This window comes from Noviherbaspirillum aerium (genome assembly GCF_008929045.1).
Classification (GTDB): domain Bacteria; phylum Pseudomonadota; class Gammaproteobacteria; order Burkholderiales; family Burkholderiaceae_D; genus Noviherbaspirillum; species Noviherbaspirillum aerium.
On the sequence record NZ_VFAH01000008.1, the window covers coordinates 214405 to 227442 of the forward strand.

The following is a 13038-nucleotide window of genomic DNA, read 5'->3' on the forward strand; positions in this document are numbered from 1 at the left end:
ACAGCCTCCGGCATATTTCTTAGCTTGCGCATCGCAGAATCATCCGAAAAACCAGTAGCACACCCCGATCGACGTAACAATGCCCGCCGCATCGGCAATCAGCGAACAGCTGACCGCGTGACGAGCCCGCTGGATACCGACGGATCCGAAGTACACCGCCAGTACATAGAAGGTCGTTTCCGTGCTTCCCTGCACGGTTGCGGCAACAAGCGCGGGAAAGCTGTCCACTCCACCGGATTTCATCAATTCGATCAGCATGGCGCGCGCCGCGCTTCCTGAGAAGGGCTTCACCAGCGCCGTCGGCAACGCATCCACGAAGCGTGTGTCGAGGCCGAAGGTCTGCACCAGCAAGCGCAAACCTTCCAGAAGAATGTCGAGCGCGCCGGACGCACGCATCACTCCGACAGCGCACAGCATGGCCACCAGGTAGGGAAGCAGGTTGCGCGACACCTCGAATCCTTCCTTCGCTCCTTCGACAAAAGTTTCATAGACGGGAATCCGGCGCAACGCGGCGAACGCCAGGAAGAACAGGATCAGCAGAAAGAGGACCAGATTGCCGAGCAGCGACGATACTGCTGCAAGCGCCGCCGCCGACATGCCTGCCAGCACCGCGATGGCCGTGCCCAGCACCAGCGCCGTGCCGGCCAGCCAGGCAAGCACAACCGGATCCCAGAGACGGATGCGCTGCGCGATTGCCACTGCAACGAAGCCGGTCAGCATGGAGGCCGTGGTCGCAAGCAGTATCGGCAGAAACACCAGTGTGGGATCGCTTGCGCCCTGTTGTGCGCGGTACATGAAGATCGAGACTGGCAGCAGTGTGAGCGCAGACGCGTTGAGTACCATGAACAGCACTTGCGCCCGCGTTGCGGTTTGCGGATCGGGGTTCAGATCCTGCAGCGCGCGCATTGCCTTCAGGCCCATTGGCGTCGCCGCGTTGTCCAGGCCAAGGGCGTTGGCAGTCAGGTTCAGCGTCATGAGTCCCAACGCAGGATGCCCAGCCGGGACTTCCGGCATCAGGCGGCGAAACAAAGGGGAAAGGGCACGCGCCAGCACATCCACCACGCCGGCTTTCTCGGCGATCTTCAGAAAGCCCAGCCACAGGGTGAGCGTGCCGAACAGCAGAATCATGACTTCCACCGACAGCTTCGCCATGGCGAACAGGCTGTCGACCATGGCGGCAAATACGGCGGCGTTCCCCTCGAACAGCCAGCGCCCGAAGGCGCAAATGGCTGCAATGATGAAAAATCCCAGCCACAGGGCATTCAACATACGCTTCCTTCTACATGACGATCACAGTAACAGACAGACTTTAACGCTTGGCAAGGCGAATACTGGTGCGGAGGAGAGCGGTTTCTACCATGCTGTTCAGCAAAGCATCAAGCTTGACGCGTGGCGGAGACTGCGCCGGCAAGCAAAGTCCTTCTCGCTGAAAAGAGCATAGTGACTGGCGTATCAAGAAGCCGGGCGTTACCTATTGACGATCTTCATGCGAGGCGAGAGCCAAGGCAAGGTCGGCCATTGCGGCAGATAGGATTTCAGGCGCAGGGCAGGACTTTCTACCAGATGCCAGGACAACAGCGCACAGAAGACTGTCATCAGCACCGCCAGCGCCAGGCCCGATGCGAATGCGGTGTCCTTGTCCAATGCCCAGAGCACAGTCTGCTGCACCGGAAATGCATAGATATAGATGCCATAAGAAATATCGCCATATTTTCCGGCGTCTTTCAATCCTGGCGTCGACTGGCATCCGATAAGAATCGCGGCGCACGGAACGACCAGTACCAATGCCAGCTGCGGCAAGCCCGCTGCATGAAGTGCAAGTGCGATGGCCGCCGGTATGGCGAGCAGTAGAAACGACTTGCCTTCCCAATGCCGCCTGAACAAGTCCAGGCAGACTCCGGCAAAGAAGTACAAACCGAAGTGAACCTGGTATCTATTCGGGTCCGGGTTGAAGGCAAAATAATGGATTCCCAGTGCGAAGGTAGCAAGCACAACCAGCACCGGCTTCCTCATCAAGCCGAGGCAGCCGGCGACGAGCAATGCGAAGTAGCAGCGCACTTCCAGCGGAATGGTCCAAAGGGAGCCGTTGACCGCCTTGGGGTAGATATTGTCTTCGAATACCCCGGGAAGAAAATAGCGGACCGTCGTTATCTTGAGATTACGAAGAAAATCCGTCAGGGCCGGGTGGGAGAAATAAGCCTGCGCATCGAGTGACGACACGGCGGGGCCCAGCACAAAAGCGGTCAGCAGGGTAGCTGCCGCCAGACCCGGCCAAATCCTTAAAAAACGTTTGGCAAGAAAGCGCAGCGGATTGGCATCCTGGCGCCAGCTCTGGGATACAAGAAATCCGCTGATTGAAAAGAAAACGAGCACCGCGAATGTCCCGGCGCTCATGCCGAAGATAGCCGGCTCGGGAAGGCCGCTCAACGCATATTGATGACTAAATAGGACGAGCAGTGCGGCTGCGATGCGCAGGAAATCAAAGTTGTTTTTTCGATGGTCCCGGACGATGTCTTTAGATGAGTCCATGAGTTGAGTCCGATGACGGTGAGGGCGGTTCAGGCCATTGAAAAGGCGATCATTTTACATGCCGGGTTGGTTATCGGCATCCCTGTATCGACGTCCGAACCATTGCGCGCACGTGCGACAGTGCGACGATCAAAAACGCAGAAAGCGCTTGTGCAAAGCGGGGCCGCGCAGGAGAGAACTCCGCTACCGATTTATGAAACGCACAGGCATTTTCCCGGCGCAGGAATTGCATGAATCGACTGCCCATCGAAAAATTTGTCTCGATCCATATGGTGCCGATCGACCAATTCACCCGAAAGAACATGATAGGACCCGGAGGCGAGATAATACGGTCGACTGCATACTCACGACCTATAGTCGCCGGCCGACTTCTAGGGCCGTTAACGTAATTGGGGTAATGCGATTGGAATTAATCCAGATCCGTCGCACGGAACGCTGGGAACAATTTGCATCTTTTGACGTTTGTCCCGGAGACAGGATGCATTGAACGCTTCCGCATAAGGATATCGCTTGCGGGCATACCCCAACGCAACTCTTGGCAGTCAATTTCCATACCAATGCCTGCCAATCGATGAGAGCGTGTCTTTTTCAAAAGCCAGCACGACGCCCGCCGCCCCTTGTTCGCAGACTCACTACTGGCTCCTCCCGCGCCTGTGGGCCGGAAAATACATTGTGCTCATATGTGATGACGTAACTTGGGACCGGCATAAGAGACCGTTAAGCGACAAATGGGAATTTGCTGCTGAACGAGAACCAAGTTTGTGCAATGTTGACCTGCACTGAGAATCACTGCGGTATGGTTTCGTTGTTTTTACTTTCGCACAGCTATGCATTCGATTTTGTTTCCTGCCGATACTTATCAAGTCAGCCTGCGGCGGCGGTTTGGATATTTTGGTTACGCGCTTGTGATCATTCTTGGAATGATTCCTGGGGCGCGGTCTGAAGTAGGGGAGGTTGCGTCGAGCTTTTTCCTGCACTTCACAACGTACGCCTTCATTGCCGCACTGCTATTTACCGGCCAAGTTGGCAGTGCCGCCAGGAGGGTATGGCGTACTGTGATAATTGTTTCGTTGATGGGCGCTTTGGATGAATTTATTCAGTCGTTCCTGCCATATCGCCACGGCACGATTCATGATTGGTATGTCGACGTGGCTGCTGCCCTAATAACCGCAGCCATATTGGCACAGTCATTCGTGAAGGCACAAAGAAGAGCAATCGCGGGAACGCATTCTCCCTCAGACGCCAAATCCAATTAGGCGATAGGCCTTGATTAAGGACTTGACTCTCGTAACGGAGGGCAAGTAAACGGACGTGACGAACTTAGCGTCGTCATGAGGGCATCCAGACATGACACCGCGAATGAAGATTCGCGGTAACGCTAGTCAACATTCGAGAGATAAGACTAGTGAATGCATAACCATACCCGCTCCTATGCGGAGCGTGGCATGTTAGTCAAATGATTAAAACCATGAAGACTGGAAAAAGGAGTTTCCAGTCTTCAAGATGATTTAATCAAAGCGCTTCAGTTTGTCGGGGCTTCGTCCCATCCAGGTACGCGGAGGCATGCACAGATCTGAAGGTTGGGTGTCCTCATCACTCAATCTATACATTTTCGCCCAGATATTAATGCAGCGTGATACATCTTCGCGCGTTATCTCGTTCGAGTTTCCTTTGGCTTCGGGAGACTCGAAAAAGCTATTGATCTGAGGGGGAAGTTCAGTCCCGGAAACGTTTTTTTGCGGGAAAGAACGTGAGATGGATTTTTGCATGTCGGCCTCGCTACAGTGCAGTGCACAAGAATTAGTATATGCCTCTGGCACCGCTGTGTAAAACAACTTACCCCATTTTTTAAACAAGGCATTGGGTAGCGTTGGTAGCGTGATACACCGGATCCGGCAGGCAATACTTAACATCTATCCTAGCGAACGTTGCGCCAGATTTCGCTCGGAGGGAAAAGATCTTCGACCGGTACATTCATGCCGAATTCGCGGTTTGCATACCGGCAGATGGCAGCGCCGATTTCGATGAACCTTTCCATCTCCCTTTCGCTTAACTTGTTAGAGACAGACTCCAGATGCTTTGCCAGCAATGCAGAGATGCAATACAAATCTGTATCGGGTGCTTCCTCGTGCTCCTGCATCATTAGATCCAACAAACGGTACTTGTCCACGATGACCTCCTTGGCTTTTCGCAGTATAGGCAGTAATCACCACAGAGCAAGATGCGGCGCAATATGTATTGCAGGAAAGGATTCGTTAAGGAAAGACATATCGCCTAGGGTGTGAGCGATACACTAGATGGAGGGTATGAAGCGAGGGTGGGCAGACGCGCGGGTCAAAGCGGATTAAGATCCCTTCATGGCACGGCTGGACTATTAAATATTTAAAACGGGAATGCCATACTTAATGAAGCGAAGTAAATTGTCTGCCTTGATATTATTCAGATCGAGCCGAGTATATATTCAGCTGACATAATTAAAGGCGACATCGAGGATGTCGCCTTCCACCTTCATGGGCCAGTCAAACGAAGGTGTCGTCAATTACGGTATCAATGTTTTTTGTCCGCGGCATCGGCATGCGCCTCGGCTTTGTCCTTCTTCGCCTTGGCCTCCGCTTTCGCTACCTTCTTTTCGGCTTTGGCATCAGCCTTGGCGGCTTTCTCCTCAGCCTTCGCATCCGCCTTTTCCGCCTTGGCATTGGCCTTTGCATCTGCCTTGGTTACGGGAGTTTCGACAGTCGTCGTTGTAGATGCTCCGGAGCTGATGCCGGCTGAAGATGCGGGCGTCGAGCCAACTGTCTCGGCAGTGCCGGTTTGAGCATATACGGAAGTGGCAAACAGTCCGGTAATAAGAGCGGCGACGAATTTATTCATTGAATTCCTTTCAAAGAAAATAAAAGTGACATCAACGTGTCACTACGTCAGACCGCATTCCTTAAAAAGATTCATTGTCACTATGTTATCAAGTGTAACGCCTGAAATATCTCCGTCACAAGATCGATTCGCTATCGATGCGCACCAGGCTCTTGCCCCCTGCGACTCGTTGCACCATGACCTTGGTAGCTATTCTTTCGCTCATCTCCTGAACATGGGTGATGACGCCTACCTTGCGGCCCTGTGACTGCAAGCTATCCAATGCATGCATGGCGATGGACAAGGTATCCGCGTCAAGGCTGCCAAAGCCTTCGTCAATGAAAAGCGACTCGACGCGCACACGATTTGATGACAACGATGCGAGCCCCAATGCAAGAGCAAGGGAAACCAGGAAGGATTCGCCGCCGGAAAGCGAATGAATGGAACGGATCTCATCGCCCATGTCCTGGTCGACGACAAGCAGCGCCAAGGTGTCCTTGACACGCTCCAGCCGATACCGGCGCACCAGATCTTCGAGATGCCGGTTAGCGTAGGCCAGAAGAACATCAAGCGTGAATTGCTGTGCGTAGTTGCGGAATTTTTTCCCATCCGCAGAACCAATCAGTTCCGCCAGTTGCCCCCACAACCTTGCCTTCTCTTGCTGGCGCTCGAACTCATCAAGTATGGCGACTGATTTCTCGTGGCGAGAATCGTCCTCGGCTAGCGCAATCTTCTGGCGGGTGAAATCGGTACGGACTGCTTCGAACCGAACCATCAGCTCATCAAGCAGGCTGCTGACGGCATTCGCATCTTCGCTGCCGACACGCCCTTGTTCATGTGCCGTGCGGCGCTCGGTGCGCTCCTGAAGTATGGCGTTCGCCGTTTGCATCGCGGTAACGGCGGCATGGAGTTCATCTCTTTCAGCGGAAATCCATTCAAGGCTGTAACCCAAAAGCACCTGAAGACTTTCCGTATCTTGAGTGTCGGCAGCGAAGGCTTTCGCTGCGTTGAAATGCGTCAGCCAGTCCGACAAGCGGGCACGCGAGTCTGCATGCTCCGCTTCGAGCGTCGCCAGTCGCCGCGCCGTCTTTTCCATGCTTTCCTGGTGCCGGGCTACCGCAATGGCACATTCCTGCATGCGCATCGATTGCGCATGCATGGCAGTCTTTGCGAGCGAAACTGCTGCGGCAAGTTGGTCCTCGATTACGGAGAGGGCTCTGCCCTCGAAGATTTCAGCCCGCGCAGAACGCATGCCTGCGATGCGCCGGCTGCTTTCCTCCAGCATTGCATCCGCACGTTGAAGCTCGGCGTCGCAGCGTGACTTGGCCTCCTTCAAGCTCATGGCAGAGGCTTCGAGTTCTGCTACGCGCGCGAGATTTTCATCGCGAATCCGACACTGCTCCTGCCAACGTTGAACCCGTTGTTCACAATCGAGCCGAAACGCTGCCGGGTCACGTCTCCAGTGCTCGCGCCAATCCGCCGATGCTGTGAATGCGGCACTCAATTCATCCAGAGCCAGGGCGACCCTTGCGTTTGCTTCAGTCGAACTGGTGATAAGACGGTCGACTTCGTGTTTTCGCTGACGTGCCTCGGTCATGGTCAAGTCGAACTGCGTCTGCCTCTCCCTCAGTGACACTGCCGCGGCATCAAGCGTCTGTTGTGCCATGTCCAGGCGTTGAGCAGCCTGTTCCGCGCTGCTTTCGGCGACGGCCAGTTCATGGAGACGTTCCCGCACGGTGCGTATTTCGTCTGCCAGCCATCGCTCGACGTCCTCGCGGGCGTGGACGTTCGCCTGCGCTGACAGATGGTGCTGAGACCATTCAGATTCCGCAGTTGAAACACGTTCCTGCGCATCCTGCATCTGCCGGGAGATTTGCTGAAGGCGCCGTTGACCCTCATGCAAGAGCGCCTCGCTGCGCGCCTGCCGCGCGAGGAAATTGTCGACCCGTTCGCGGCAGCGGGCAACTTCAGCATCAAATTCCTCCAGCAGGGCGTGCAGTCGCCCGCCGCTGTCCGCATAGGGATGTTCGGTTGAACCGCAGACCGGGCAGGGCAGACCGTCTTCCAACGCGTCACGCAGGTTTTTCACCGAGTCGCTGCAGGCTATGCGTGCAGCGACCTGGGCTTTTTCCGCCTGACCGAGTGCGGCCTTCGCCGCGGCAATCTCGGTTCGGACATGGTTGTTCGCCAAGGCCGCTTCAGTTTCCGCGCTGCGCAGCTGCTTGTCCTCATCCTTCAAAACTCGCAGCTGTTGTCTGGCGGTGTTCAAGGTCGACCATAGGCGTGCGCCATCGTCGAGGTTTTCGCGCTTTAGTTCGAGTTGCTGCCTTTCCTGCCGTATTGCTGATCTGGAATGACTGGCCGATTCGAACTGACAGGTAAGCCTTTGCATCTCGGCCTCGGCCTGGGCACGAGTGGCGCTTGCAAGCAGGTCTTCCACCTCCGCCAGCCTTGTATCAAACCGATGCGACGCCTCCCTGGCAGCAGCAAGCTCCTGCTCGAGGACATTCAACGAATCAAGCTGCAGAGCTGAGTGTTTCAACATCGAGTCCCAGCGCGGCCACTGCAATGCCAGCGGCAGCACGCTTGCTTGATCCGAGAGCCACCGTTCAGCCGCCTGCCTTGCGCCATTTGCCTCCTCCAGCGCCTTGCACCCGGCATCCATGCGGGCTTCAATTCCAGCCTTGTCTGTTTTGATCCGCGCCACTGCAGTCGCCGCGATTTCATTGTCGGGGACAAGTGCGGCGATCTGCGCATCAAGTGCTTTCGCCTTGTCGATATCAGGCAGGGCTGCTTCCAGAGTCTGCAAGGCGATTTTGTGCGCCTGTTCGGCCGCGCCTGCGGCAAGCTCCGCATCCTGGCGGCTTCGGTGTGCCGACGCCAGTTGTGTTTCGATGTGCTCAATCTCGGCTCTGATCGATTCAATGGCGGCGGACAGGCGCGCGGTGTCGTCCATTATGGCGCGAGCAGGCTGCACTTGCTCAATCAAGGCCAGTCGATGTCGCCGCTCATCCATGTTCCGGGATATCAAGGCAAGCCGCTCCGCCTCAAGGCGTGCGTGCTCTTCGTCACGCAGTGCCGCCTGCAATGCGGCGTGCCAGCGCAGCTGTGACTCGAGCTCGCCCTTGCGCTGCTCCAACACAGTCATTGCGTCATGCGTCAGCGCGCAATCCCGCTCCAGTTCCAGACGGGCTTGCGCATCAAGAGGTTGCTGATCCGCCATGCGCTGACTGATTGCATTGAGAATCTGGTGCTCGGATTTTGAACGCTCGAAAGCACGCTTGGACATGTCGCTGTAGATCGCCGTCCCAGTCAGGGTTTCGAGCAGTTCTCCGCGGTCTCCGTCATCGGCCCTCAAGAATGCAGAAAATTCATTTTGGGCGAGGAGGACCGCACGGGTAAACTGGTCGAAATTCAGACCGATGCGGGCTTCGATCTCCGCCTTGACTTCGCGGTTGGTGCCACCAATTGCCTGCCGTTCCGGCAAGCTCTGGAGTGACATCACAACCTGCTGCAAGGCACCGTCGGCCTTGGCACGTGCGCGCCGGACACTCCAGCGCGCGCGGTAGCAACAAGAGTCGTTGCCGATGAAGTCGACTTCGGCATAGCCGTCTGCCGAGCCTCGCCGCAATAGATTGCGCGTATCCTGCGGCGTTACCGTTTCATCCCGCACGTCCGGCAAGCCGATGCCTTTGCTCCCCGCGCGCGACAGACGCGGCGTGGCGTCATAGAGCGCAAGACACAGCGCATCCAGCAGAGTGCTTTTGCCTGCGCCGGTCGGGCCGCAGATGGCGAATAATCCGGCGGAGACCAGCGGCTCCTGCATGAAATCAAGTTCGAACTCCCCGCCCAGCGACGCGAGATTCTTGCCGGCGATTCTTAGTATCTTCATTTGCGGCCCGCTTCATCCGCCGACCCTAGCAACAGTTCACCGAAGGCAGCCAGTTGTTCCGCAGATGCCTCGGTGCCGAATTTGCCGGCATACAAGCGCCTGAAAATATCTTCCGGCTGGACGCGTTCGAGGTCTTCCGTGGCAACCGATATCTGTCTCGGCTGGTCCCTACGCGTAAACGTCGTTTCTATTTTCGCAAGGCGCACATGCTTGCCCTCCAGCGCCGCTTCGATCCGCGCGCGAAGTCCAGGCTCGGGGCGATCCAGACTGATTCTGACCTGGAGATAAGGTTGCCTTCGATGCTCGGAATGAACGGGATGTTCAAGGGCGGTCAAGGCTGCAAGCACGTCATCCACGGGAGCAGGGCGGCGCGGTATGCGCAGCAGGTCCACGGTTCGTGGCACACGCAGTTCGGCAATCTTGCTTACGCCTTCTCCTTCGAGGTCAACGCACAAGACCTGATGGGCATAGTCTATTTCGGTAAACGACATGGGAAGCGGGCTACCGCAATAACGGACATGCTCGCGTTTTCCGATGCGCTGAGCCTTGTGCAAATGACCGAGCGCCGCATAGGCGACCGAATCGTCGAAGATCGAGTCGGGCAGCGCTTCCGCATTGCCCATGACAATGCGCCGTTCGGAGTCCTCCGACGCTTCGCCGCCAAGCATATGGCAGTGACCCAGCGCGATAATGGCTTGTCCAGGTTCCCTCCGTTCCCGAGCGCGCGCAAGCAGTCGCTGATAAAGCAGTGCGATTCCTGCCTGATATGGATCGCCGGCGTCTTCCACACGTGGTACATCACCGGGACGGAGAAATGGAACCGCCAGGCACCATGCGGCGATTGTCCTGTCTTGCCGGAAGAGCGGGATCAGCAACTGGTCAAGGTCAATCTCTCCATCGTCAAACCTGCGAACATGCCCTACAACCGCAACATTCAGGCCGTCCAGCAGCGGTCTTGGTGCTTCGAGGCGTCCGGGCGAATCGTGATTGCCCGCGATGATAATGATGTTAAGGCAAGGCAGTCGCCTTTTGGCCTGCTGCAGGAAGGTATAAAACAGCTTTTGCGAGGCAGCGGATGGATTGGCATTGTCGAAAACATCTCCTGCGATAAGCAAGGCGTCAATTTCCTCGGCGACAAGCGACTCCACGAGCCACGCGAGAAAGCTCTCATGCTCATGACATCGATCGAAATTGTGGAGGGTCTGGCCCAGGTGCCAGTCCGAAGTGTGCAGGAAACGCATGACATCCCTTAATTCAGCAGCCATGCATGTCAAAACCATGCCGGCTTGGGCCGAAATATAGCAACTGGGAGGAAATGCGTCGAGGCTTGATGACAGGAGCAAGCGCTCTAGCCGTTCATTGCATCATGCAGGATGTTTAGAACAAGCCGGACATGAAGTTGAACTGAGGCGTCTTCCAAAGAAAAACGCCCCTTGAACAGGGGCGTGTAAAGTCGGTACGAATCAATACGAGGCTTTAATATCGACTCAAGGATTCCGCTTTGCAATTTCATTGCCAATGTAGCCGCCGCCAACGACGCCGGCAACCGTAGCCAGGGCCCGGCCGGAGCCTTTGCCGATCTGGTTGCCGATCAAGCCACCCACCACGGCGCCGACACCGATGCCGATCGGGCTGTTCTGCGCCGCGGGCGCCGGTTGCTGAACCGGCTGGTAGACCGGGGCAGGGGAGTAGGTTCGTTGCGGCTCCGCCTGCGCGACCTGCACCGGTTGCGCCGGTTGCGTGCGGGAAGGCGCAGCGTGCTGCACATACTTATGATGCACGACGGTCTTGTGACGAACGACTTCCTTCGGTTCCGCCTGCGCCACAGGCGCAGTCGCAGGCTGGGGAGCGGCCGCCAGCGCGGTTGCCGGTAATGCCGGTGCGGCAGCCGGCACGCTTGCCGGAACGATGACCTGAGACGTGGGCGCCACTACCGGGGCTTTGTCCGACACTGTGCCTTGAGACGCGGGAATGATTCCGACAATCGCAGCTGCCCCGAGCAAGCTTACAAGCATGACAGAAGCAGCGGCACCAGCCATCAAGGGATGAATACGGTTAGAAGTCTGCGACATTTCCATTTCGGGGTTTCCATCGGTTTGGTAAGAAGGCAGGATCAGAATACCGCCTGGCGATTCGACGTTGTAGCGCTCTTGTGTATCACAGGTAAGCGCTTGTAACGCCAATTGGCTTCACGTCTTCGCGGGCTGTGTTTGCGCAGTGTCGCGAGCGGTCCGGAGTTGCATGGAGGAGTGCATTCGTATGAACGAAAACGAGCGACCCCGGCGCGCATCAGCATCTGGCAGCAGCTTGGCAAACACAGCCTGATTGGCGACCGCCAGGTCATAGCAAAGGCGCACAGGAAACGTTTCCGGTGCTGCGTCGTCGGTGTATGCCTAAAGCGTGGCACCAGATCCGTCGGTGAAAGCACTCGGTGGTGCAGGTTGTAGACGGGAAATGGGCCTCAAGGGGTCTGCATCTCTCGGCGAGATGCAGGTAAACAGGTAGGCTTGATAGGGGAGTTAAAGAATCTGGCGGATTTTTTCAGCAAGTTCTACCGGGGAAAACTTTGCAACATAGGCATTGGCGCCCGCGCTTTTCACATGAGCCTCGTTGGCAGAACCCGACAGCGAAGAGTGGATCAGCACTGGCAGGCTGTTGTAACGATTACTTGTCTTGATCTGCCGGGTCAGCGTGAACCCGTCCATTTCGGGCATTTCCAGGTCGGTCAGGACGAGCGCCACCTTTTCTCGCAAGGTCTTGTTTTCCTTGTCTGCCTCGGTCGCCAGCTCCTGCAGTTTTTCCCATGCTTCCTTGCCGCTTTTCGTCATGATGTAAGGCAGCCCCATCTCATCCAGTCCTTTCTGGATGATGGTTCGGGCGATGGCAGAGTCATCCGCCGCAAGAATGACCGCGCCGGGCGGCAAACGGATATCTGTGCTGGCATGAGCGGATGGCGTTTCCTTGCCAGGGACGAACTTCTGAACGATGGTTTCGACATCGAGCACTTGAACCAGGCGTGTACCGTGCACCTCGTCGTTGAGGCGTGCGATGCTGGTAACGGTATTGTCGGCATAACTTCCAGCCGACGGGCGGACCTGGCTCCAGTCCAGCCGAACGATTTCATCGACCGCTTCCACGGCAAAACACTGCGTCGTCCTTGCAAACTCCGTCACGAGCAAGATGTTGAGACCGGTCGTCGGGCTACATCCAATGAGGCCCGGAAGATCGATGACAGGCAGGATTTCGCCGCGCAGGTTAACCACGCCCATCATGTAGGGTGCGCTCTCGGCAATCGGCGTCACCGGGGGCATCGCAACGATTTCCCTGATCTTGAAAACGTTGATGCCGTACAGTTCATTTTGCTCGCCATTGCTATCGCCGCCGAGACGAAACAGCAGGAGTTCGAACTTGTTCGAGGCGGTCAGATTGGTACGCTCATCGACTTCTTGCTGGACAGTGCTCATGCTGTCTCCCTTATGCGTTTTATTGAATGAATCCATTGTCCAGGGCTACAGATGTTTGCTTATGCAACACCCGGTACTGAACGCTAAGTGTAAAAGCGCTACCAAATCAAAAATACGCTTTTATACGCCTTGTTGCAAACAGGCAACGAAATATGTCTTCGGATGGATATTGGGTGATCTTGCAATATATCGAGGTTGGGTAGAATTTGCGTTATGTTAAATAATGTCCGTGGCAAAGAATATTTCTTTTCCCTCTACCATTTTCAGTCGATTCGCTTTCAGGTCGAGCCACACGTCATCAAT

At 56.1% G+C, this 13038-nt stretch carries 10 protein-coding genes; 1 reads left to right on the forward strand and 9 read right to left on the reverse strand.

The window, feature by feature from the left end; translation table 11 throughout:
* Nucleotides 1-39 precede the first annotated feature (39 nt).
* Both FH061_RS14100 and FH061_RS14105 read right to left on the reverse strand, forming a co-directional pair.
* Nucleotides 40-1269 (reverse strand): nucleoside recognition domain-containing protein, encoded by a 1230-nt coding sequence (locus FH061_RS14100; protein ID WP_151636455.1) that lies wholly within the window; start codon nt 1267-1269, stop codon nt 40-42.
* A 198-nt stretch (nt 1270-1467) separates the two neighbouring features.
* Complete coding sequence (locus FH061_RS14105) at nt 1468-2529, reverse strand: acyltransferase family protein (RefSeq protein ID WP_151636456.1); 1062 nt, start codon at nt 2527-2529, stop codon at nt 1468-1470.
* A gap of 827 nt (nt 2530-3356) precedes the next feature.
* Here FH061_RS14105 and FH061_RS14110 point away from each other — a divergent pair.
* The gene (locus FH061_RS14110) at nt 3357-3785 is read left to right on the forward strand and encodes a VanZ family protein (RefSeq protein ID WP_151636457.1); all 429 of its coding nucleotides are present in this window, start codon (nt 3357-3359) and stop codon (nt 3783-3785) included.
* 252 nt (nt 3786-4037) lie between these two features.
* On the opposite strand, the gene FH061_RS14115 is transcribed toward FH061_RS14110, so the two are convergent.
* The 7 genes from FH061_RS14115 to FH061_RS14145 form a co-directional block, all read right to left on the reverse strand.
* Entirely contained in the window at nt 4038-4298 is a 261-nt protein-coding gene (locus tag FH061_RS14115) for a hypothetical protein (RefSeq protein WP_151636458.1), read from the reverse strand.
* 149 nt (nt 4299-4447) lie between these two features.
* Nucleotides 4448-4699, reverse strand: coding sequence for a hypothetical protein (locus FH061_RS14120; RefSeq protein WP_151636459.1), 252 nt, complete (start codon nt 4697-4699; stop codon nt 4448-4450).
* A 377-nt stretch (nt 4700-5076) separates the two neighbouring features.
* The gene (locus FH061_RS14125; RefSeq protein ID WP_151636460.1) at nt 5077-5400 is read right to left on the reverse strand and encodes a hypothetical protein; all 324 of its coding nucleotides are present in this window, start codon (nt 5398-5400) and stop codon (nt 5077-5079) included.
* Nucleotides 5401-5515: 115 nt separating this feature from the next.
* A complete protein-coding gene (locus FH061_RS14130; RefSeq protein WP_151636461.1) occupies nt 5516-9271 on the reverse strand; it encodes an AAA family ATPase in 3756 nt (1251 codons plus the stop codon).
* Nucleotides 9268-10536 carry an exonuclease SbcCD subunit D C-terminal domain-containing protein gene (locus tag FH061_RS14135; RefSeq protein ID WP_318841017.1) on the reverse strand — a complete coding sequence of 423 codons (1269 nt, stop codon included), beginning with the start codon at nt 10534-10536 and terminating at the stop codon, nt 9268-9270. The genes FH061_RS14130 and FH061_RS14135 overlap by 4 nt, the downstream gene beginning before the upstream one ends.
* 222 nt (nt 10537-10758) lie before the next feature.
* Nucleotides 10759-11349 carry a glycine zipper 2TM domain-containing protein gene (locus FH061_RS14140; protein ID WP_151636462.1) on the reverse strand — a complete coding sequence of 197 codons (591 nt, stop codon included), beginning with the start codon at nt 11347-11349 and terminating at the stop codon, nt 10759-10761.
* A gap of 441 nt (nt 11350-11790) precedes the next feature.
* Nucleotides 11791-12735: a chemotaxis protein gene (locus tag FH061_RS14145; RefSeq protein ID WP_151636463.1), complete on the reverse strand. Its 945-nt coding sequence runs from the start codon at nt 12733-12735 to the stop codon at nt 11791-11793.
* Nucleotides 12736-13038: the final 303 nt, after the last annotated feature.